This is a genomic window from Pseudomonas sp. I2, assembly GCF_040984075.1.
In the GTDB taxonomy this organism is placed as follows: Bacteria; Pseudomonadota; Gammaproteobacteria; order Pseudomonadales; family Pseudomonadaceae; genus Aquipseudomonas; species Aquipseudomonas guariconensis_B.
In genome coordinates, this window is record NZ_JBCGFQ010000030.1 from 50,933 (window position 1) to 71,350 (window position 20,418).

A 20,418-nucleotide genomic window follows, 5' to 3' on the forward strand; every position below is an offset into this window, starting at 1 on the left:
CTGTGGACGGCGCTCAGGCCTTGACGGTGCGCTTTTCGATGCGCTTCTCGAAGGTGCCGACGATGACCCGGTCGACATAGATGCCCGGGGTGTGGATCTCGCTGGGCAGCAGCACGCCCGGCTCGACGATCTCCTCGACCTCGACCACGGTGATCTTGCCGGCGGTGGCGGCCAGCGGGTTGAAGTTCTGCGCGGTGTTGCGGTACACCACGTTGCCGTAGTGGTCGGCCTTCCAGCCCTTGACGATGGCGAAGTCGCCGGTGATGGATTCTTCGAGGATGTACTTGCGGCCCTTGAACTCGCGCACTTCCTTGCCTTCGGCGACCGGGGTGCCGTAGCCGGTGGCGGTGTAGAAGGCCGGGATACCGGCGCCACCGGCGCGCATCTTCTCGGCCAGGGTGCCTTGCGGGGTCAGCTCGACTTCCAGCTCGCCGCTGAGCAGTTGGCGCTCGAACTCGGCGTTCTCGCCCACGTAGGAGGCGACCATCTTGCGGATCTGCCGGTCTTCCAGCAGCACACCCAGGCCAAAGCCATCCACGCCGCAGTTGTTGGAGACCACGGTCAGGCCCTTGACGCCACGGCGCTTGATCTCGGCGATGAGGTTCTCGGGGATGCCGCACAGGCCGAAACCGCCGGCCAGTACCGTCATGTTGTCGGTCAGGCCTTCGAGGGCCTGTTCATAGGTTGCTACGCGCTTGTCCAGTCCGGCCATGCTGATTCGCCCTGTTGTAGTTGTTGAAGTGCATGTGTGGGCATCTTCACCGCTGGCGACTGATTTGTTAATTTTGTTTTAATCATCGATTGATAATTTTTCCAAAACAAAACCGAGCCTGCCATGAACGTCAAGCAACTGCGCGCCTTCGTCACCGTGGCCAAGTACAAGAGCTTCGCCCAGGCCGGCGAGCACCTGCACGTCTCGCAACCGGCCCTGAGCCTGACCATCAAGGCCCTGGAGGACAACCTCGGCGGCGCCCTGCTCACCCGCACCACCCGCAGCGTCAGCCTGACACCCGAGGGCGAGGTGCTGCTGCCCCTGGCGCGGCGCCTGCTGGCCGACTGGGACGACACCGAGGAGATGCTGCGCCAGCGCTTCACCCTGCAACTGGGCCGGGTCGCGGTGGCGGCCATGCCGGCCTTCGCCGGCAACCTGCTGCCCCAGTCGCTCAAGGTATTCCGCCAGCGCTACCCGCGGGTCAACGTCACCGTGCACGACGTGATCAACGAACAGGTGCTGGAGCTGGTGCGCCATCGCCGCGTCGAACTGGGCATCGGCTTCGAACCGGAAAGCAGCGACGCCCTGCGCTTCCACCCGCTGTACCTGGACCGTTTCGTCGCCGTGGTGCCCGCCGACTCGCCCCTGGCCGGGCAGCGGCAAGTGACCTGGCGCGAACTGCTGGCCGAGGACTTCATCGCCCTGCAACGCCCCTCGGCGGTACGCCTGCTGCTGGAGCAGCACCTGGCGGCCGAGCATGGCAAACTGGCGGTGGCCTTCGAGAGCCACCAGTTGTCGACCATCGGTCGCATGGTCGCCAACGGCCTGGGCGTCAGCGCCGTGCCAGCGCTGTGCATCGGCCAGATGCAGGAGCTCGGTGCCCGCTGCGTACCACTGGTCGAGCCCAGCGTGGAGCGACGCATCGGGGTCATCGCCCTGAGCGACCATAAGCTCTCCACCGCAGCCCAGGCGCTGCTCGAGGTATTGCTTTCCCACACCCGACCACAGGAGGTGACATGCGTTTCGTGAAACTGGCAGGCGCCACGGTTCCGGCCATTGGCCAGGGCACCTGGTACATGGGCGAAGACCCAGGCAACCGGGCGGCCGAGGTGGCCGCCCTGCAGCAGGGTATCGAACTGGGCCTGAGCCTGATCGACACGGCCGAGATGTACGCCGAGGGTGGCGCCGAGCAGGTGGTCGGCCAGGCCATCGCCGGGCGCCGCGACCAGGTGTTCCTGGTCAGCAAGGTCTATCCGCACAACGCCAGCCGCCGTGGCCTGCCCGCCGCCTGCGAGCGCAGCCTGGCGCGCCTGGGTACCGACTGCATCGACCTGTACCTGCTGCACTGGCGCGGCCAGTACCCGCTGGAGGAAACCGTCGAGGCCTTCGAGCGCCTGCGCGAGCAAGGCAAGATCCGCCGCTGGGGCGTCTCCAACTTCGATGTCGACGACTTGCGCGAACTGCACAATCCCGACTGCGCCACCAACCAGGTGCTGTACAACCCGGCCCAACGCGGCATCGAGTTCGACCTGCTGCCCTGGAGCCAGGCGCGCCAACTGCCGACCATGGCCTACTGCCCCTTGGCCCAGGCCGGGCGCTTGTTGCAGCACCCGGTGCTGGCCGAGATCGGCGAGCGCCACGGGGCGACCCCGGCCCAGGTCAGCCTGGCCTGGGTGACGCGCAACGACGGGGTGATCGCCATACCCAAGGCGGTGGCGCCGGCGCATGTGCAACTCAATGCCGCGGCGGGAAGCCTGGTGTTGACCAGCGAGGACCTGCGGGCGATCGACCGGGCGTTTCCGGCGCCTACGCGCAAGCAGCGGTTGGCGATGGTCTGAAGGCTACCAAGGGGGGCGGGCCTGCCCGCGAATAAGCCAGCCCTGACACCCTGAAAAGCGAGCAATGTCGCTTGCCCTAATGGAAATCCCGACTGCGCACATCCAGCCCCTGCAACAAGGGGCTGATGTCCTCCAGCCGTCGGGCGACCAGGTGCCTGACGCCACTCTCTTGCTCCAGCCGCCCACTCACCTTGAGCAACTGCGCCCCCACCAGCGCCCTGCGCTGGCGTTCGGCCAGGTCGCGCCAGACCACCACATTGACCATCCCGTGTTCGTCCTCGAGGGTGACGAAGGTCACCCCGCTGGCGGTCTGTGGCCGCTGCCTGCCCACCACCAGCCCGGCCACGGCGATGCTGTCGCCATGCCCGACCCCGGCCAGTTCGCCGGAACTGCGACAGCCCAACGCCCGCAAGCGGGAGCGCAGCAGGGCCAGCGGATGCGGCCCCAGGGTAGTGCCCAGGGTGGCGTAGTCGGCAAGCAGGTCCTCGCCCAACGTCGGCGCCGGCAATGCCACCGGCGCTTCCGGCGTGGCCTGCACACTTGCGAACAACGGCAGTTGCGCCTGCACCGCCGCCACCTGCCAGCGTGCCTGGTGCCGGTTACGGGCCAGCGTGCGCAGGGCACCGGCATCGGCCAGGCGGGCACGGGCGCGCCCGTCCAGGCCAGCGCGCAGGCACAGGTCCTCGATGTCCCGCCAGGGCCGCTGCGCCCGCGCCTGCTCCAGGCGCCGGGCGTCGGCCTCGTTGAAACCGCGCACCTGGCGCAGCCCGAGGCGGATCGCCAGCGCCCCCTGCCCCATCGGCTCCAGGGTGCAGTCCCACTCGCTGTGGCACACATCCACCGGCCGCACCTCGACACCCTGGCGACGCGCCTCCTGCAACAACTGGTCGGGGCTGTAGAACCCCATGGGCCAGCTGTTGACCAGGGCACAGGTGAAGATCGCCGGCTCGTGGCACTTGAGCCAACTGCTGGCGTAGCACAACAAGGCGAAGCTGGCGGCATGGGACTCAGGAAAGCCATAGCTGCCGAACCCCTTGATCTGCTCGAAGATGCGTTCGGCGAAGGCCTGGTCGTAGCCGTTGCGCAGCATGCCGCGGACCAGCCGCTCGCGGTGCGGCTCCAAGCCGCCATGGCGCTTCCAGGCGGCCATGCTGCGACGCAACTGGTCGGCCTCGCCGGGGCTGTAGTCGGCAGCGACCATGGCCAGCTCCATCACCTGCTCCTGGAACAGCGGCACGCCCAGGGTCCGCTTGAACACCGCCTTCAGCGCCGGCGACGGGTAGCTGATCGGCTCCTGCCCCAGGCGCCGGCGCAGGAAGGGATGGACCATATCGCCCTGGATCGGCCCCGGGCGGACGATGGCCACCTCGATCACCAGGTCGTAGAACGTCTGTGGCCTGAGCCGGGGCAACATGGCCATCTGCGCCCGCGACTCGATCTGGAACACGCCCATGGTCTCGGCACGGCTGATCATGGCGTAGGTGGCCGGATCGTCGGCCGGGATGGTCGCCAGGCTCAGGTGCCGGTCACGGTGCCGGGCCATCAGGTCGAAGCAGCGCCGTAGCGCGCTGAGCATGCCCAGGGCGAGCACGTCGACCTTGAGCAGGCCGACCAGATCGAGGTCGTCCTTGTCCCACTGGATCACCGTGCGCTCCGGCATGGCGGCGTTCTCCACCGGCACCAGGCGGTCCAGCGGCTGTTCGGAGATGACGAAGCCCCCGGGGTGCTGGGACAGGTGCCGGGGAAACCCGATCAGCTCGCCGGCCAGCACCAGGATGCGCCGCAGCGACGGGCTCTGCGCCTCGAAGCCAGCCTCGGCCAGGCGCTGCGCACCGGGGATGCGGTCGCTCCAGCGCCCGCAGCACTTGGCCAGGGCATCCACCTGGTCGGCCGGCAGCCCCAGCGCCCGGGCCACGTCGCGCACCGCACCGGCGGCGTGGTAGGTGTTGACCACCGCGGTGAGTGCGGCCCGGTGCCGGCCATAGCGACGGAACACGTACTGGATCACCTCTTCGCGGCGGTCGTGCTCGAAGTCCACGTCGATGTCCGGCGGCTCGTTGCGCTCGCGGGACAGGAAGCGCTCGAACAGCAGCCGGTGCTGCATGGGGTCCAGCTCGGTGATGCCCAGCACGAAGCACACCACCGAGTTGGCGGCCGAGCCCCGGCCCTGGCAGAGGATGCCCTGCTGCCGGGCGAAGTCGACGATGTCGTGGACGGTGAGAAAATAACTTTCGTAGCCCAGCTCCTCGATCAGAGCCAGCTCCCTGGCCAGGGTCTTGCGCACCTTGGCGCTCGGCCCCTGGGGCCAGCGCTCGGGCAAGCGTTGCTCGCACAACTGGCGCAGCCAACTGGCCGGGGTGTGACCCTGCGGGACCAGCTCACGGGGATACTGGTACTTCAGCTCGCCCAGGTCGAAACGACAGCGCCCGGCGATGGCCAGGGTCTCGGCCAGCAGGTCGGCCGGGTACAGCTCGGCCAACTGCTCGCGCGAGCGCAGGTGGCGCTCGCCATTGGGGAACAGGTAGCGGCCGGCCTCGGCCACGCTGCAGTGCTGGCGGATCGCGGTCATGCAATCCTGCAGGGCCCGGCGGCCACGCACATGCATGTGCACGTCGCCACAGGCCACCGCACGGATCCCCAACTGCCCGGCCAGGGCACGCAGGCGCTGCAAGCGGCCGGCATCGTCGCTGCCCCGGTGCAGGTGCACCCCCAGCCACAGACGCTCGCCGAACAGGCTCTTGAGCCATTGCCCAGGCGCCGCATCGCTCGGTTCATCGGCGATCCACAGCGCCAGCAAGCCTTGGCAATGGGCCTGCAGGTCCTCGGCCAGGAGCTGGTAGTCGCCCTTTTCCGCCCGCCGCCGCGCCTGGGTGATCAAGGCGCAGAGGTTCTGGTAGCCGCCCAGGTCCTCGACCAGCAGGACCAGCCTTGGCCCCTGGTGCACGCGCACCTCGCTGCCGACGATCAAATGCAGTGGGTGTTGCCGAGCAGCCTGCCAGGCACGAACGATGCCAGCCAGAGTGCATTCGTCGGTGATGGCCAGGGCCTGGTAGCCCTGCTCATGGGCCCGCTTGAACAGCTCGTCGGCGCTGGAGGCACCGCGCTGGAAGCTGAAGTTCGACAGGCAGTGCAGCTCCGCGTAGGCCGGTGCGCTCATGCGAACCAGCCCTGCAGCCACAACGGGCCAGGCCGGGCCAGGTCGTGGTAGGCCCAACCACGCAGACCATCGCGGGTCTCGATGCAGTAGTAGTCGCGACGCACATCGCCGCCGTCCCACCAGCCCGACTCGATGCGCTCGGCCTGGCCCAGCAGGCGCAGGCCGGCCTGCGGCAACACCTGGGGTTCGGCCAGCAGCCAACCGGGGCGGCTGCCAGGCGCGATCGTCACGGCCCCCTGGGCGCCCTGCTCCGCCAGCTGCCAGGCGCATTCGGGGCGCGGGTCGGCTTCGGCGCGCAGGCCCTTGACCGCTTCGTCGCCCAGCCGCGCCCGCAGGCGTTCGCGCAATTGCTCCCACGGCTGGGCCTGCTGCGCCCGGGGTTCGAACAGCGCCCGGTGCTGGGGCACGAAGGGCGGCAGGTCCTCGGCCAGCAGGCGCAGGTTGCGCACCGGCGCCGGGATGCGCAGCGGTTCGAGGCGACCACGGGCCAACTCGAACAGCATCGCGGCATCGCGCTCGGCCGCCAGCAGGCCGACCTTGAGCCGGGTGTCCGGCCCGTCGGCATGCTCCAGGTACAGCTCGAAGCGTTGCACCCCGCAATCGCGGCCGGCAAGAAACGCGGCCAGGTCGTTGACCAGGCGGCGCAAGGGAAACAACAGGGCCTGGTGCGACTCGACGTCGAAGTTCAGCTCCAGGCGTGCCTCGAAGCGGTCCGGCGGGCGATGGAAGTCCAGCCCCAGGCTGCGCAGGCCGAGCAACTGGTCCAGGTGCAATTGCACGTCGGCGGCAAAACGCCTGGCCAGGGCATCGCGTGGCAACGCCAGGACCTCGCCGAGCCGGCGCAGGCCCATGCGGGCGAACGCCTCGGCCGCCTCCGTGGGCAGGCCGACCCGCCCGACCGGCATGCTGGCCAGGGCCGCGCGGGTCTCTTCGGGGCGGGTCACGGCCAGGCCATCGTGGCCGTTGGCGAGCATGCGCGCCGCCACCGGGTTGGTCGCCAGGACGATGCGCTGGCGCAGCCCCAGGGCGCCCAGCTCCTGACGCAGGCGCACCTCGAACGAAGGCCAGGGGCCGAACAGTTGCAGGCTGGAGCCAACCTCCAGGAGCAAGGCACGCGGGTAATGCAGGCTGACCTGGCCGCTGAAACGGTAGGCCCAGGCCGCCAACAGCTGCTGCACCTGCTCGATGCGTGCCGGGTCTGTCTCGACGCAGGCGAAACCATCGGCCAGGGCTCGGGCGGCGGTCAAGGTCTGCCCGGCACGCAAGCCGAGCCTGGCGGCCGCCGCATTGACCGCCTGCAGTACCCGCCGCTGGGACGGTCCCGCGATCAGCACCAGCGGCGAATCGGGGTCGTCGCGCTCGCGCAGGACGGTGTCCAACGCCAGTTGGGGGAAGAGGATACAGGCCCAGAGCATGGCGCCGTCACCTCCACTGCGGGCAGGCGATCGGCATGACCGGTGGCAGGCCGCCCCGGCACTTGAGCACTCGCCACTGAGGCGGCCGGGCGTCGATGGCGATGCGCAGTGCCGCTGGCGAGGGATTGTGCGCGGCCTGTTGCGGCCTGCAGGCGAAGGCCAGGGCCTGACCAGCCTCGGCAGCCACCTGCAGGCGGCGCAAGGCGCGGTCGTCGGCACGCTCGGGCCAGCACAGCACCGCCGCGCAGTTGCCGGAGCGCAGGCACTGCTCGGCCGCCCACAAGGCATCGGCCTGCCGCGCCTGCACCTGGACCACCCCGCGCAGGTCCACCCCTGCCGCCTGCCAGGCCGGTGCATAGGGGATGAAGGGCGGGCCCACCAGCACCACCCGGCCGCCTTCGCCGGTCAAGCGTGCAAGGCTCGGCCAGAGCAACTGCAGTTCGCCACACCCAGGGCTGGCCAACAGCAATTCGCTGAGCGCCGCCGCCGGCCAGCCACCTTCGGGCAACCGCTCGTCTAGCGAGGCATGGCCGGTGGGCTGCTGGCCGAGTGGGCGCGCCTGGGCCTGGCGACCGCGCCATACCCGACGCTGGTCGAGCAACCTGTCGAGATCGACCACCGCGCCCATCAGTCGCGCCTCAGCAAGCCGCAGAACACGCCTTCGATGAAGAACTCCCGGCCCGGCGCCACCTCGATCGGCGCATAGGCCGGATTGCGCGGCAACAGGCGGTAGCCGCCGGGCACGCGCTGCAGGCGCTTGATGGTCACCTCGCCGTCCAGCCGGGCGACCACGACCTGGCCGTCGCGTGCCTCGGCCTGCTGGCGGATACCGACCAGGTCACCGTCGAAGATGCCGTCGTCGATCATCGAGTCGCCACGCACCTTGAGCAAGTAGTCGGGGGTACGGCGGAACAGGCTGGGGTCGAGCAACAACTGCTCGTGGATGCCCAGGTCGGGGCCGATCGGCGCACCGGCCGCTACCTGGCCGAGCACGGGCACTTCCAGGATCTCGGGGCGACGCAGGGGCTCGGCCAGGCGAATGCCACGCGCCTGGTTGGGCGTGACCTCGATGAAGCCGGCCTGGCACAGGGCGGTGATGTGCTTGCGCGCCACGCTACGCGAGGCGAAACCGAAACGCTGCGCGATGTCGGCCAGGCTCGGCGGCTGGCCGTGGTCGGCGATGCGTTCGCGGATGAACTCGAGGATGGCGCGGCGTTTGGGGGGCATGTTGTCCATGGAGTACATTTGTACTCTTTTCGTGAAACGGTGAACAGCCCCCTTCGTCGTCGGCTTTGACTATCATGCCCAGCATTGACGTTTTCCCCGCCAGGATGCCCGATGCTGACCGCCCTGCTGTTCGACCTCGATGGAACCCTCACCGACACCGACACCTTGCACCTGCAGGCTTTCCGCCAGTTGCTGCGCGAGCACGACGGCCGCGAGTTGAGCCAGGCGCAGTTCGATGCCCAGGTCAGCGGCCGGGCCAATGGCGCGCTGTTCGCCGAGCTGTTCCCCACGGCCAGCGCCGAGCTGCGCCAAGCCCTGGCCGAGCGCAAGGAGGCGCTGTTCCGCGAATTGTCCCCACGCCTCGAGCCCATGCCGGGGCTTGCCCGCCTGCTGGAGTATGCGCAGGTGCGCAGCATCGGCATGTGCGTGGTGACCAATGCGCCGAGGCTCAACGCCGAGCACATGCTGGCGGCCATGGGCCTGCAGGGCCGCTTCAGGCATGTGCTAGTGGCCGAGGAACTGCTGCGCCCCAAGCCCGACCCCCTGCCTTACCTGACCGGCCTGCAGCGCCTGGACGCCAAGGCCGGCCAGGCCCTGGCCTTCGAGGACTCGCTGCCGGGCGTCAAGGCCGCCAGCGGGGCCGGGATCTTCACCGTGGGCATCGCCACCAGCCAATCCAGCGAGCGCCTGCTCGCCGCCGGGGCGCAACTGGTGATCGAGGACTTCAATGATCCACGGCTGTGGGCCTTGATCGAGGGGATGGAGGGCTGAGGCCGGCTGAGGCGGTATTGGGGCTGCTGCGCAGCCCCAGCGCCCCCTGGCCTGGCGAAACGCCAAAGGGAACTCCGACGCCCCTGCCCCGCTCATAATTGCATGCAGTAAATTCCTTGGGCTTCACCCGTTCCGGAGGTCTTGCCATGCGCCACTTACTGCTCGTCCCTTCGCTGCTGCTCCTGCTGCCCGCAGGCTCGGCCCTGGCCCGTGTGGACGCGGGCGATGTCGCCACCTCGGCGGGGATCTCCGCCTCGCTGTACTCGACCTTCAAGGACGACAAACGGATCATTCCCGCCCGCGACGAGCTGTCGGCCTTCATCGCCAGCGGCGGCGCCATCCGCGGTGCCTACGTGGAATCGGCACTGGAGCAGGCACGCAAGGCCAACCCGGGCCTGCAGGCCAGCGACGAGGAACTGGCCAAGGCGCTGCTGGCGCAGGACGGCCCGCTGAGCGATCAATAATGCCTGGCCAAGGCCAGGCCAGGGTCTAGGCTGAACCTGGCAACAAGACCATACAATCAAGGATCGAGGCCCATGCCACTATCACGCCCACCCCTGAGCCTGGCGCTTGCCCTGTGCGTCGCCTGCACCGGCGCCATCGCCGCCGAACCCTCCGCCCAGGACCTGCTCAAGCAGGCCCAGGCCGAACAACCTGCCTACCTGGATACCCTCAAGCATCTGGTCTCGGTCGATACCGGCACAGGCACCGAGCCCGGCCTGACCGAGATAGGTGCCGAGCTGGCCAAGCGCCTGAGCGCCCTGGGTGCCACCGTCGAGACCCACCCGGCCAAGCCCTCGGTGGGCGACAACATCGTCGGCACCTTCAAGGGCAACGGCAGCAAAGACTTCCTGCTGATGGTCCACTACGACACGGTGTTCGGGCCCGGCACGGCGGCCAAGCGGCCGTTTCGCATCGAGGGCGAGCGTGCCTACGGGCCCGGCGTCGCCGATGCCAAGGGCGGCGTGGCGATGATCCTGCATGCGCTCAAGCTCCTGCAGGAGCAACAGTTCAAGGGCTACCGCACCCTCACCGTGCTGTTCAACCCGGACGAGGAAATGGGCTCGGCCGGCTCGAAGCAGATCATCGCCGAGCTGGCACGCAAGCATGACTACGTCTTCTCCTACGAACCGCCAGACAAGGACGCCGTAACCGTCGCCACCAACGGCATCAACCGCCTGAAGCTGGAGGTCAAGGGCCGCTCCTCCCATGCCGGCTCCGCGCCCGAGCAAGGCCGCAACGCCCTGACGGAACTGGCGCACCAGCTCCTGCAACTCAAGGACCTGGGCGACGCCAGCAAAGGCACCACGGTGAACTGGACCCTGGCCAAGGCTGGCGAAAAGGCCAACATCATCCCCAACCTGGCCACCGCCGAGGCGGACATGCGCTACTCGGACCTGGGCGAAACCGAACGGGTGGCGGCCGACGCCTCGCGCATCGCGCAAAAGCGGCTGATCGAGGACACCCAGGCCACCGTCACCCTGGAGAAGGGCCGCCCACCCCTGGCCCGCAACGAGGGTTCCAGCCAACTCGCCGAAACCGCCCGCGAGCTGTATGGCCAGGTCGACCGCAGCCTCGAACCTATCGCCATGCGCTTTGGCACCGATGCCGGCTACGCCTATGTGCCAGGCAGTGCCAAACCGGCGGTGCTGGAAACCATGGGCGTGGTCGGCGCCGGGCTGCATGCCGACGACGAGTACATCGAACTGACCAGCATCGCGCCACGGCTGTACCTGACGGTGGCGATGATCAGGCGGTTGGCGCAGTAGAAAAGTGTCTCGCCAGCCGGCCCCGCCTCCCGACCTGAACGCCAGGGCTGGTCTTGATCAGCATCAAGGCCGGCCCTGGCGTTCGCCTGGTAGCTTCCGAAATTTTCCAAGCCATGTAGGGAAGCGTCTTACTTGTCGCTACAGCTCAACGAAAACATGATCCGCCCTGGATGGCGTCGCGACCGCAGCAAGCGGCCCGGCGCGAGCCCACTTTCCAGAGGAGGCCTCCCGCCATGCATTCATACTGCCGCTGCGCCGCCGAGCTGCGCGATGCCCTGCGCCAGCTCCTGGCCCATGAGGTGAACAACCCCGACGACGACCCGCACCTCTCCGGCGTGATGTTCTTCTGCGCCACCGACGAACGTACGCGCCAGTTGATCGAGCGCATCGAGCTGCTGGCCAGCGAGATCTTCTTCGACCCCAGTGGCCGGGCCATCCCCGAACGCATGCGCGCCGCCGCCGTCGACGGCGTGCGCATCAAGCAAAAACGCAAGGCACCGGCCGACGAGACGGTGATCCGCATCGCCCTGCCCGAGAAGGGCTACATCACGGTCAGCACGGCACGCTTCTGACGCCATTGCCAGCGGGCTCGCGAGGTTTGTGCTTGCAGCGTGCGGCACAAGGCTCGAAGCTTGGGGGCCCGAACCGCCCCGGACAGCTCCATGGAACTGCACATCCGCCTGCAAGGCCGCAAAGGCCTGGCCGACCAGCTCTACCAGCAACTGCGCGCCAGTATCGACAGCGGCCACCTCGCGGCCGGCACCCAACTGCCCCCTACCCGCTTGCTGGCCGAGCAACTGGGAGTGTCGCGCAAGACCGTGGCCGAAGCCTATTCGCGGCTGACCTACGACAACCTGCTCAGCGGCGTGGTCGGCCGTGGCACCTTCGTCAGGCAACGCCGGCCGTTGCGCTCGAGCGCAGCCCAGGCCATCCCCCTGGCGGCGGCCGACACCCTGGAGCGTTGGCGCCAGCGCGCCACCGTGCTCGACAGGCCGGCCCTGGAAGCGCCGTCGCGCTACGACTTCGTCGGGGGCGCCTCGAGCAAGGCGCAGTTTCCCTTCGACCAGTGGCGCAGTTGCCTGCACTACGCCCTGCGCCGCAGCCAGCGCCACCCGCAGCGGCAGTTCCCAGCCCAGGGGCTGCCCGAACTGCGGGAGGCCATCGCCCATCACATCGCCTTCGCCCGCGGTGTGCAATGCAGCACCGCGGACGTCATGGTGTGCAACGGCGCGCAGCAGGCCCTGGACCTGATCGCCCGGGTGCTGGTCGAGCCCGGCTGCCAGGTGGCCATGGAAGACCCTGGCTACCCACCGGCGCGCCAGCTGTTCCTGGCCCTCGGCGCGCGCCTGCAGTCGGTACCGGTGGATGACGAAGGCCTGTGCGTGGAGCGGATCGCCGACGGCACGCGGCTGATCTACGTGACGCCGTCGCACCAGTTCCCGCTGGGCATGCCGATGAGCCAAGCGCGCCGCGAGGCCTTGCTGGCCAGGGCCGCCGAGCTGGGGGCGGTGGTGATCGAAGACGACTACGACTGCGAGTTCCGCTACCAGGGGCCGCCCGACGATGCCTTGCAGCGCCTCGACCGGCATGGGCTGGTGGCCTACGTGGGGACCTTCTCCAAGACGCTGCTGCCAGAGCTGCGGCTGGGCTACGCCGTGCTACCGCCCAGCGTGCTGCAAGCCGCCTGCGTGGCCAAGCACCTGAGCGACTGGCACAGCCCGAGCCTGCAACAGTGGGCTCTGGCACGCTTTATCGGCGAAGGCTACCTGAGCAAGCACATCCGCCGCTGCCACGAGATCTACAGCGCCCGACGCGAACGGATCCTGATGCGCCTGGAAGGCGACCTGGCGCCTTGGCTGACGGCCGTGCCGGCCAATGCCGGCTTTCACCTCAGCGCCCTGGCCAAACCGGGGGTGGACGTGGAACTGCTGGCCAGCCTGGCGCGCAAGGTGGAGGTCGGTCTCTATTCCCTGGCGCCGTTCTTCAGCGAGGCCCCGGTGCGCCCGGGGCTGCTGCTGGGTTTCGGTGCCATCGAGCTGCTGGATATCGACCCGGCCCTGGACCGGGTCCGCGATACCCTGCAAGGCCTCAATTGAGCGCTGCCTGGGCCGCCGGCCGCGACCGGGCGATGGCAGCGGAATAGCCACGCGGGGCGAAGCGCACGGTCACCAGCAACATGGCCAGCACCGTGACGGTGAGCAATGTCCAGGACGCCTGGAACTCGCCGCTGGTATCGCGCAGCCAACCGGTGATGTACGGCACGATGCCAGTGATGATGAAACCGATGCCCTGGACGAAAGCCGCCAGGCTACCGGCTTCGGCGGGCGTCCTGAGGTGCTCCAGGGTCAAGGTCAGGCTCAGGCTGAAACAGGCGCCCAGGCCCAGGCCGATCATCGCCACCCATACGCCCATGGCCAGCGTCGGCGCCAGCAACAGGCCGAGAAAGCCGCCCAGCTGGATCGACAGCGCCAGCCACAGGCCGGGCCGACGGTCCGCCAGGCGCCGCAGCAACAGCGGCAGGCCCAGGGCACCGGCAACCTGGAAGATCGTCATCAGGCCGACCAGCTCACCACCGCCCTGGGCCGTGCCGCCATGCTCCAGGTGATAGGCCGGCAGCCAGGCCACCATGCTGGTGTAGCCGCCGTTGATCAGGCCGAAGTACAGCGCCAGCAACCAGGCACGACGGTTGCCGAACCAGTGCCCGCCCCCGCTGCCAGCCAGTTTCGGCAGGCCCTGGCGTGGACGCAGGACGCTCCAGGCCAGCACCGCCAGCACGGCCGGCAGCGCCCAGACGCCGAGGCCGGCCTGCCAATGGCCGAAATACCCGCTGATGTGCGGCCCGAGCACGGCGGCCAAACCACCACCGCTCATCAGCGCCGCCGAGTACACGCCCATGGCCGCCGCCAGGCGCCCAGGGAACCAGCGATTGACCAGGCCCGGCATCATGCCCTGGACCACGGCCACACCAAGCCCGGCGAGCACCGCGCTGGCGATCAGCGCCCAGGCGCTGCCCAGTTCTAGGCGCCAGAGGCAGGCCAAGGCGATGGCCGCAAGGCCCATGAGCATGCCGCCGTGCTCGCTCAACCAGCGTCGTAGCCAGGGCTGCAGCAGCGGCACCAGGCCCATGCACAGCACCGGCAGCGCAGTCAGCAGCGCCGCCTGCTGGTAGCCCAGGCCGGTGCTGGCGCGCATGGGCTCGAGCAGCGGGCCGATACTGGTGAGGATCGGCCGCAGGTTCAGTGCCAGCAGCACCACCAGCAGCAGGTTCAGCGCGCTTCTCATGCCTGGTGGGCCTGCTGCCATTGCCGGTACAGGTCAGCCTCGCCGGCCGGCTTCAGCGGCCGCAGGGGTAGGCTCTGCTGCTGGGGTGGCCGGGCCATCTGCGCGTAGACCTCGGCCGTGGACAGGCCATAGGGCTCGCCCTCGTCGTTGTCGTAGGCGAACCAGGCCCGCTCGATACCGCACAGGTGCATGGCGGCCAGGCACATCGGGCATGGGTGGCCGCTGGCATAGATCTGCGCGCCATCCAAGCGTGCCCGCCCCAGGGCCTGGGCGGCCTTGCGGATGGCCTGCATCTCGGCGTGGGTGGTCGGGTCCTGGGTGCTGTGGATCTCGTTGACCGCACGGGCCACCACCTGCCCCTGGTACACCAGCACGGCACCGAAGGGCCGGCCGCCGGCCTGGATATTGGCGCGAGCGAGGTCGAGGGCTTCGCGCATGAAACGTTCTTCGGACATGGGGTCGTTCTCCTGGTGCAAGACCCGGTCATTATCCCGGCTCGGGGCCCCAGGCTGAAATGAAGAGATTGGATGCAAGTCAGTGCTCGGCCGAATGAGCAGATTGGTCTCCTGGCAAAGTGCGGGATTGGCTATCGGGCCGGTCGCGGCGCGGCGCTAAGGTACTCCCCACACCTTGTACAACCCCTCAAGCCATTGGAGGTACCCCATGCACAACCGCATCGAATGGGCCAAGCACGCCCCGCAGGCCTACCAGGCCATGATCGGCCTGGAACAGGCCCTGGCCAACAGCGGCCTGGAACACTCGCTGCTCGAGCTGGTCCGCCTGCGTGCCTCGCAGATCAACGGCTGCGCCTACTGCGTCAACATGCACGCCAACGATGCACGCAAGGCCGGGGAGACCGAGGCGCGCCTGCAGACCTTGAGCGTGTGGCGGGAAACCCGTTACTTCACGCCCCGTGAGCGCGCGGCCCTGGCCTGGCTGGAGAGCCTGACCCGGTTGCCCGAGCGGGGTGCTCCGCAGCCTGAGTACGAAGCGCTGCTGGAACACTTCGAACCGGCCGAGGTGGCCAACCTGACCCTGGCCATCGCCACCATCAATGCCTGGAACCGCTTCGGCGTGGGTTTCGCCATGGTGCCGGCCTGATCGGATCGCGGCCAGGGCAGGCTCCTTCGCGGTCGAACCCGCTCAATTGGGGCCTTCAGTTCCATCCAGGGCCGCTTGCCCATAGGCCGTGCCCACCGCCCGCTCCCAATGCGCCAGCACAGCCCCAGCTCAACGCCCGAGCAGCCGCGCGCGGTAATTGCCCGGGCTATGACCGGTCCATTTCTTGAACGCGCGATGAAAGGCGCTGGGCTCCTGGAAGCCGGTCTGCTCGGCGATTTCGGCGATGCTCAACACCCCCTCGCGCAGGCGTTCGAAGGCCATGGCCCGGCGCACTTCGTCCTTGATCTGCTGGTACGAGCGCCCTTCGCGCTCCAGCTGGCGGCGGAAGGTACTGGCGCTGATGCCCTGCTGCCCGGCCATGGCGGCCAGGGTCGGCCACTGCCCGTAGCGGCGGGCGCGCAAATGCCGGTAGACCTCGGCCACCAGGCCGTTCTGGTTGCGAAAGCGGATCACCAGGCCCTGGGGGGCGCTGCGCAGGAAGGTCTTCAGCGCCGCCAGGTCCTGCACCACCGGCAAGCGCAGGTAGGCGCTGTCGAACTCCACCTCGGTGCGCCCGCTGCCCAGGCGCAGGTCGGGGCCCCACAGCAGCAGGTCGTCGTCCTGCGCCGGACGCGCCACGGCCAGTTCGGTGCGATCGATGGCGATGCGCCGGCCGGCCAGCCAGCACAGCAGGCCGACCACCAGCACCAGGTAGGTCTCCTCGGCATACACACGGGTCAACGGATCGGCGATGTCCGACTGCACGCTGATCACCGCGCGCCCGCCACGCACCGAGAACGTCCCGTGCAAATCACGCAGGAACAGGGCGAAGTTGCCCAGGCACTGGCGCAAGGCCTTTTCCAGGTTCGGTTCCTGGATCAGCCCGCGGCAGATCAGGGCGAAGCTGCCCAGGGGCATGCCGTGGCTGTCGAGGCGGAAGAATTCGTCGTCCAGGGCATGGATCAGGTCGAGCCACAGGCGGGCGAAGGCCTTGGCCGGCACGCGGGCCTGGGGCTGGTCGAGCAGGGCCGGGTCGATACCCACCGCACGCAGGCGCTCGTCACGCTCGCCAGGGCGCTCGCGCAGGGTGTGGACCATGGCATTGAGGAAGTACACCGCGACCGAATCGCTATCGCGCATGGCTGGTTTTCGCTGTCTATGCTGAGTGGCAAAAAATGCCAGGTTGACTGAACAGATCCGGCATAGGCCATGCCCTGGCCTTTGCCTAGACTCGACCCATCCCGGGAACGCCGGTCATTCTCGCAGAGCCTGGCCCGCTCCCGCCATGCCTTCGCAATCGGAGCCTCCAATGAGCAACGCAGAAATCTACGTCGTCAGTGCAGTCCGTTCCGCCATCGGCGGTTTCGGTGGTTCCCTCAAGGACCTGGCCCTGGCCGACCTCGCGACCGCGATCAGCCGTGCCGCCATCGAACGTTCGGGCGTGGCCGCCGAGCAGATCGGCCACGTGGTGATGGGCAACGTGATCCCCACCGAGCCCCGCGACGCCTACCTGGGCCGGGTCGCCGCGATGAACGCCGGGGTTCCCAAGGAAACCCCGGCCTTCAACGTCAACCGCCTGTGCGGCTCGGGCCTGCAGGCGATCGTCTCAGCGGCCCAGGGCCTGCTGTTGGGCGATACCGACGTGGCCCTGGCCGCCGGCGCCGAGTCCATGAGCCGTGGCCCCTACCTACTGCCCCAGGCACGCTGGGGCGCGCGCATGGGTGACATACAGGGCATCGACTACATGGTCGGCATCCTCCAGGACCCGTTCGAACACTTCCACATGGGCATCACCGCCGAGAATGTCGCGGCCAAGCACGGCATTACCCGGGAAATGCAGGATGAACTGGCCCTGACCAGCCAGCGCCGCGCTGCCCGCGCCATCGCCCAGGGCCGCTTCGACAGCCAGATCGTCCCGCTGGAGCTGAAGACCCGCAAGGGCAGCGTGCAGTTCGCCGTGGACGAGCATGTGCGTGGCGAGTCCAGCGCCGAACAACTGGCCAGCATGAAGCCGGTGTTCAAGAAAGACGGCAGCGTCACCGCCGGCAACGCCAGCGGCATCAACGACGGCGCCGCCGGCCTGGTCCTGGCCACGGGCGAGGCGGTACGCCGCCTGGGCCTCAAGCCGCTGGCCCGCCTGGTGGCCTATGCCCATGCCGGGGTCGAGCCGGAGCTGATGGGCCTGGGCCCGATCCCGGCCACCCGCAAGGCGCTGGAGAAAGCCGGCCTGGGGGTGAACGACCTGGACGTGATCGAATCCAACGAAGCCTTCGCCGCCCAGGCCTGCGCCGTGGCCCGCGCCCTGGACTTCGACCCGGAGAAGGTCAACCCCAACGGCTCGGGCATCTCCCTCGGCCACCCGGTCGGGGCCACCGGGGCGATCATCGCCACCAAGGCCATCCATGAACTGCACCGCATCCAGGGCCGCTACGCCCTGGCCACCATGTGCATCGGCGGCGGCCAAGGCATCGCCGTGGTCTTCGAGCGCGTTTGAGGAGTCGTCGCATGAGCATTCAACATATCGCCGTGATCGGCGCCGGCACCATGGGCAACGGTATCGCCCAGGTCTGCGCGGTAGCGGGTTACCAGGTTCTGCTGATCGATGTCTCGGATGCCGCGCTGGAGCGTGGCCTGGCGACCCTGGGCAAGAACCTGGAACGCCAGGTCAACAAGGGCACCCTCGACGCCGACCAGGCGACGGCAGCCAAGGCGCGCATCCGCACCAGCACCGACTACGCCCAACTCGGCGGCGTGCAACTGGTGATCGAGGCCGCCACCGAGAACCTGGCGCTTAAACAGCGCATCCTCCAGCAGGTGGCGGCCAACGTTGCCAGCGACTGCCTGATCGCCACCAACACCTCGTCGCTGTCGGTCACCGAGCTGGCCGCCAGCATCGAACAGCCGCAGCGTTTCATCGGCGTGCATTTCTTCAACCCGGTGCCGATGATGGCGCTGGTGGAAATCATCCGAGGCCTGCAGACCAGCGACAGCACTTATGCCCAGGCCCTGGTGGTCACCGAAAAGCTGGGCAAGACGCCGATCACCGCCGGCAACCGCCCAGGCTTCGTGGTCAACCGTATCCTCGTGCCGATGATCAACGAGGCCATCTTCGTCCGCCAGGAAGGGCTGGCCAGCGCCGAGGACATCGACACCGGCATGCGCCTGGGCTGCAACCAGCCGATCGGGCCGCTGGCCCTGGCCGACCTGATCGGACTGGACACCCTGCTGGCGATCATGGAGGCCTTCCACGAAGGCTTCAACGACAGCAAGTACCGCCCCGCCCCGCTGCTCAAGGAGATGGTTGCCGCCGGTTACCTGGGGCGCAAGAGCGGTCGCGGTTTCTTCACCTACTGAGGAGCGAGCGCCATGCCGATCAACGCCGCCCTGCGCTGTGCGAGCTTCGAAGAGCGCCGCGACAAGGCCATGGCGCTCTTCGCCGAGAAGGGCTTCGGCCAGGTCAGCATGCGTGAACTGGCCGCGCATGTCGGCCTGACCGCAGGTTCGCTGTATCACCACTTCCCCAGCAAGCAAGACCTGCTCTACGACCTGATCGAGGAGCTCTACGAGGAACTGCAGGCCACCCTCGACCAAGGCCGCCGGGCACTGGCCCGCGGGCAGGCGGCCTTGCCCTGCCTGATTGCCGCGCACTGGCAATTGCACGCCGAGCGGCCCTTGCAGTTTCGCCTGGCCGAGCGGGATTTCTGCTGCCTCAACGAGGACCAGCAGGCGCGCCTGGCGGCGCTGCGCAAGCGGTACGAGAAGGGGCTGCTGCACTTGATCGCACCGCAGGCGCGGTTGCAGGGAGAGGCGCTGGCGGCCACAGGGCATGTGCTGGCGACACTGCTCAATCAACTGCCAGGGTTGTTGCGCGAACGGAGCCTGGATGAGGGCGAAGGGCTTGGCCTGATGGAGAGCCTGCTGCTCGGAGGGATCGAGCGGACGCTGAGGTAAGGTTCGAGACTCCGGCTAAAAGGGGCAAATGCCACGAGCATATCGCCCTGCTCAAATCAAAAACGAAATTTCCCACAGCATTTTAGGAAGCGCAAAGCTCCTTCTAAAAATGATTCCTCGCTAGTGTCCGGAGCTTTCGGTCACCTCGACGAGCCGCCACAGGCCCGCCTGCGTGAGCTGCAAGCACTGATCCACTGCAAGGAAGAAAACACCCATGACTGACGCCTCCGTCAGCAGCGCCACCTCTGGCCCCGCCTGCAGTGCACGGGTACCCATCCTGCCCGTGCGCTACGCCATCGTCCCACGCATGGGCGATGCTCCACCCTGCCGTTACGCCGATTCGGGCTTCAACCTGGAGCAAGGGTTTGCCCCGCTGCACCACTGCGCCTACACCCTACGTGCCCTGCGCCCGGGCTACATCTACGTGTTCATGAAAGGTCCCCTGGGCGAAAAGCTGGTCATCCATGAATACGATGGCGAGGGCTACTACAAGGAACTCAGGTACCGAGGGCTGGAGCACTACCACCGCCGCGACCGCTACCTGTCCAGCCGGACCATGCCCTGGGTATGGGCCGACACCTGCGAGGACACCGCCAAGGAGGTGTGGATCGGCTACAGCCCACACCTGTGGAGCAACGCCATGACCGCCCGCATCAGCGCTTCGGTGGCGCTGCGCAAACGGCACATGCGCCCGCTGGACATGGCCGAGCTGATCGCCGGCAACCACTCGCCTTCCACCCAGCCCCATGTATTGCCGGTCAGTGCCCTGCAAACCTGGGTCGAGGACTTCAAGCCCACGGACCGGCGCATGTCGCTGGCCTGGAGCAGCCACCCGCTCACCGACACCTTGCCCATCGGCAGCCTCTGCGCCATGGCCCGGCACTACCCCAGCACCCAGCCGAAAATCCCGGCGGTGGTGGCGCTGAGCGATGCCGAAGGCATGACCCTGGACCTGAGCTTGTCCGTTTCGGCCTACCAACATCAACTGCGCGACCTGATGCCGGCCGAGCAGCTTGAACACACCAGGCCGGCACAAGGTTCCGAGCAGGCAGGCGTACCGCCTTGCTACCAACTCGATGCAGAACGGCTGAGCCGGCAGAGCCGGGATTTCCATCATCGAAACCTGGTGGCCATGCTGCTGAACAAGACCCTGGAAAGCCTGTACCCGCCAGAATCCCCATCCCCGGAGCTGGCC

Annotated in this window: 20 protein-coding genes; 12 read left to right on the plus strand and 8 right to left on the minus strand. The window is 68.2% G+C overall.

What is annotated here, in order from left to right; genetic code table 11:
• Window positions 1-13: 13 nt before the first annotated feature.
• Window positions 14-712 carry a CoA transferase subunit A gene (locus WCE05_RS16565; RefSeq protein ID WP_225790315.1) on the minus strand — a complete coding sequence of 233 codons (699 nt, stop codon included), beginning with the start codon at window positions 710-712 and terminating at the stop codon, window positions 14-16.
• A gap of 123 nt (window positions 713-835) precedes the next feature.
• Between WCE05_RS16565 and WCE05_RS16570 the strand changes: the two genes are divergently transcribed.
• Window positions 836-1,741 (plus strand): LysR family transcriptional regulator, encoded by a 906-nt coding sequence (locus WCE05_RS16570; protein WP_368816177.1) that lies wholly within the window; start codon window positions 836-838, stop codon window positions 1,739-1,741.
• Window positions 1,729-2,550, plus strand: a complete 822-nt coding sequence (locus WCE05_RS16575) for an aldo/keto reductase (RefSeq protein ID WP_225790313.1) — start codon at window positions 1,729-1,731, stop codon at window positions 2,548-2,550. Before WCE05_RS16570 ends, WCE05_RS16575 begins: the two co-directional genes overlap by 13 nt.
• 76 nt (window positions 2,551-2,626) lie before the next feature.
• Here the strand turns inward: WCE05_RS16575 and WCE05_RS16580 are convergent, their stop codons facing one another.
• The 4 genes from WCE05_RS16580 to lexA are packed head-to-tail and all read right to left on the minus strand — an operon-like array spanning window position 2,627 to window position 8,367.
• Complete coding sequence (locus WCE05_RS16580) at window positions 2,627-5,707, minus strand: error-prone DNA polymerase (RefSeq protein ID WP_253081076.1); 3,081 nt, start codon at window positions 5,705-5,707, stop codon at window positions 2,627-2,629.
• Window positions 5,704-7,122 (minus strand): DNA polymerase Y family protein, encoded by a 1,419-nt coding sequence (locus WCE05_RS16585; RefSeq protein ID WP_368816178.1) that lies wholly within the window; start codon window positions 7,120-7,122, stop codon window positions 5,704-5,706. Before WCE05_RS16585 ends, WCE05_RS16580 begins: the two co-directional genes overlap by 4 nt.
• Before the next feature lie 7 nt (window positions 7,123-7,129).
• Entirely contained in the window at window positions 7,130-7,750 is a 621-nt protein-coding gene (gene imuA, locus WCE05_RS16590) for a translesion DNA synthesis-associated protein ImuA (protein WP_225790310.1), read from the minus strand.
• A complete protein-coding gene (gene lexA / locus WCE05_RS16595) occupies window positions 7,750-8,367 on the minus strand; it encodes a transcriptional repressor LexA (protein WP_368816179.1) in 618 nt (205 codons plus the stop codon). The genes imuA and lexA overlap by 1 nt, the downstream gene beginning before the upstream one ends.
• Before the next feature lie 93 nt (window positions 8,368-8,460).
• Here lexA and WCE05_RS16600 point away from each other — a divergent pair, with 93 nt between their 5' ends.
• The 5 genes from WCE05_RS16600 (at window position 8,461) to WCE05_RS16620 (ending at window position 12,985) form a co-directional block, all read left to right on the plus strand.
• A complete protein-coding gene (locus WCE05_RS16600) occupies window positions 8,461-9,120 on the plus strand; it encodes an HAD family phosphatase (RefSeq protein ID WP_225790308.1) in 660 nt (219 codons plus the stop codon).
• 146 nt (window positions 9,121-9,266) lie between these two features.
• Window positions 9,267-9,584 carry a DUF2388 domain-containing protein gene (locus tag WCE05_RS16605; protein ID WP_225790307.1) on the plus strand — a complete coding sequence of 106 codons (318 nt, stop codon included), beginning with the start codon at window positions 9,267-9,269 and terminating at the stop codon, window positions 9,582-9,584.
• A gap of 72 nt (window positions 9,585-9,656) precedes the next feature.
• Window positions 9,657-10,889, plus strand: coding sequence for a M20/M25/M40 family metallo-hydrolase (locus WCE05_RS16610; protein WP_253102939.1), 1,233 nt, complete (start codon window positions 9,657-9,659; stop codon window positions 10,887-10,889).
• A gap of 233 nt (window positions 10,890-11,122) precedes the next feature.
• Entirely contained in the window at window positions 11,123-11,461 is a 339-nt protein-coding gene (locus WCE05_RS16615; protein ID WP_225790305.1) for a hypothetical protein, read from the plus strand.
• A gap of 90 nt (window positions 11,462-11,551) precedes the next feature.
• On the plus strand, window positions 11,552-12,985 hold the full coding sequence (locus WCE05_RS16620) for a PLP-dependent aminotransferase family protein (RefSeq protein ID WP_253102940.1): 1,434 nt from the start codon (window positions 11,552-11,554) through the stop codon (window positions 12,983-12,985).
• Here WCE05_RS16620 and WCE05_RS16625 read toward each other — a convergent pair.
• Together WCE05_RS16625 and WCE05_RS16630 are read right to left on the minus strand one after the other, a co-directional pair.
• Window positions 12,978-14,171: a cyanate transporter gene (locus WCE05_RS16625; protein WP_368816180.1), complete on the minus strand. Its 1,194-nt coding sequence runs from the start codon at window positions 14,169-14,171 to the stop codon at window positions 12,978-12,980. The genes WCE05_RS16620 and WCE05_RS16625 overlap by 8 nt on opposite strands.
• On the minus strand, window positions 14,168-14,626 hold the full coding sequence (locus WCE05_RS16630; RefSeq protein WP_225790302.1) for a nucleoside deaminase: 459 nt from the start codon (window positions 14,624-14,626) through the stop codon (window positions 14,168-14,170). The genes WCE05_RS16625 and WCE05_RS16630 overlap by 4 nt, the downstream gene beginning before the upstream one ends.
• A 208-nt stretch (window positions 14,627-14,834) precedes the next feature.
• Between WCE05_RS16630 and WCE05_RS16635 the strand changes: the two genes are divergently transcribed.
• Window positions 14,835-15,272, plus strand: coding sequence for a carboxymuconolactone decarboxylase family protein (locus WCE05_RS16635; RefSeq protein WP_225790301.1), 438 nt, complete (start codon window positions 14,835-14,837; stop codon window positions 15,270-15,272).
• A 129-nt stretch (window positions 15,273-15,401) separates the two neighbouring features.
• Here WCE05_RS16635 and WCE05_RS16640 read toward each other — a convergent pair whose 3' ends face one another.
• Window positions 15,402-16,412, minus strand: a complete 1,011-nt coding sequence (locus WCE05_RS16640; RefSeq protein WP_253081073.1) for an AraC family transcriptional regulator — start codon at window positions 16,410-16,412, stop codon at window positions 15,402-15,404.
• Window positions 16,413-16,581: 169 nt separating this feature from the next.
• On the opposite strand from WCE05_RS16640, the gene WCE05_RS16645 reads away from it, so the two are divergent.
• From WCE05_RS16645 to WCE05_RS16660, 4 genes are all read left to right on the plus strand, one after another.
• Window positions 16,582-17,766, plus strand: a complete 1,185-nt coding sequence (locus WCE05_RS16645; protein WP_225790299.1) for an acetyl-CoA C-acyltransferase family protein — start codon at window positions 16,582-16,584, stop codon at window positions 17,764-17,766.
• 11 nt (window positions 17,767-17,777) lie between these two features.
• Window positions 17,778-18,626, plus strand: a complete 849-nt coding sequence (locus WCE05_RS16650) for a 3-hydroxybutyryl-CoA dehydrogenase (RefSeq protein ID WP_225790298.1) — start codon at window positions 17,778-17,780, stop codon at window positions 18,624-18,626.
• Between the two features lie 12 nt (window positions 18,627-18,638).
• The gene (locus WCE05_RS16655) at window positions 18,639-19,223 is read left to right on the plus strand and encodes a TetR/AcrR family transcriptional regulator (protein WP_225790297.1); all 585 of its coding nucleotides are present in this window, start codon (window positions 18,639-18,641) and stop codon (window positions 19,221-19,223) included.
• A gap of 214 nt (window positions 19,224-19,437) precedes the next feature.
• Window positions 19,438-20,418: T6SS effector BTH_I2691 family protein (locus tag WCE05_RS16660; protein WP_368816181.1), on the plus strand; the 981-nt coding region annotated here is incomplete at its 3' end.

Excerpts from the sequence above, each read along its gene's own strand:
- WCE05_RS16565 (WP_225790315.1), bottom strand. The coding sequence starts at position 712 with ATGGCCGGACTGGACAAGCGCGTAGCAACCTATGAACAGGCCCTCGAA.
- WCE05_RS16570 (WP_368816177.1), top strand. The coding sequence starts at position 836 with ATGAACGTCAAGCAACTGCGCGCCTTCGTCACCGTGGCCAAGTACAAG.
- WCE05_RS16575 (WP_225790313.1), top strand. The coding sequence starts at position 1,729 with ATGCGTTTCGTGAAACTGGCAGGCGCCACGGTTCCGGCCATTGGCCAG.
- WCE05_RS16580 (WP_253081076.1), bottom strand. The coding sequence starts at position 5,707 with ATGAGCGCACCGGCCTACGCGGAGCTGCACTGCCTGTCGAACTTCAGC.
- WCE05_RS16585 (WP_368816178.1), bottom strand. The coding sequence starts at position 7,122 with ATGCTCTGGGCCTGTATCCTCTTCCCCCAACTGGCGTTGGACACCGTC.
- imuA (WP_225790310.1), bottom strand. The coding sequence starts at position 7,750 with ATGGGCGCGGTGGTCGATCTCGACAGGTTGCTCGACCAGCGTCGGGTA.
- lexA (WP_368816179.1), bottom strand. The coding sequence starts at position 8,367 with ATGTACTCCATGGACAACATGCCCCCCAAACGCCGCGCCATCCTCGAG.
- WCE05_RS16600 (WP_225790308.1), top strand. The coding sequence starts at position 8,461 with ATGCTGACCGCCCTGCTGTTCGACCTCGATGGAACCCTCACCGACACC.
- WCE05_RS16605 (WP_225790307.1), top strand. The coding sequence starts at position 9,267 with ATGCGCCACTTACTGCTCGTCCCTTCGCTGCTGCTCCTGCTGCCCGCA.
- WCE05_RS16610 (WP_253102939.1), top strand. The coding sequence starts at position 9,657 with ATGCCACTATCACGCCCACCCCTGAGCCTGGCGCTTGCCCTGTGCGTC.
- WCE05_RS16615 (WP_225790305.1), top strand. The coding sequence starts at position 11,123 with ATGCATTCATACTGCCGCTGCGCCGCCGAGCTGCGCGATGCCCTGCGC.
- WCE05_RS16620 (WP_253102940.1), top strand. The coding sequence starts at position 11,552 with ATGGAACTGCACATCCGCCTGCAAGGCCGCAAAGGCCTGGCCGACCAG.
- WCE05_RS16625 (WP_368816180.1), bottom strand. The coding sequence starts at position 14,171 with ATGAGAAGCGCGCTGAACCTGCTGCTGGTGGTGCTGCTGGCACTGAAC.
- WCE05_RS16630 (WP_225790302.1), bottom strand. The coding sequence starts at position 14,626 with ATGTCCGAAGAACGTTTCATGCGCGAAGCCCTCGACCTCGCTCGCGCC.
- WCE05_RS16635 (WP_225790301.1), top strand. The coding sequence starts at position 14,835 with ATGCACAACCGCATCGAATGGGCCAAGCACGCCCCGCAGGCCTACCAG.
- WCE05_RS16640 (WP_253081073.1), bottom strand. The coding sequence starts at position 16,412 with ATGCGCGATAGCGATTCGGTCGCGGTGTACTTCCTCAATGCCATGGTC.
- WCE05_RS16645 (WP_225790299.1), top strand. The coding sequence starts at position 16,582 with ATGAGCAACGCAGAAATCTACGTCGTCAGTGCAGTCCGTTCCGCCATC.
- WCE05_RS16650 (WP_225790298.1), top strand. The coding sequence starts at position 17,778 with ATGAGCATTCAACATATCGCCGTGATCGGCGCCGGCACCATGGGCAAC.
- WCE05_RS16655 (WP_225790297.1), top strand. The coding sequence starts at position 18,639 with ATGCCGATCAACGCCGCCCTGCGCTGTGCGAGCTTCGAAGAGCGCCGC.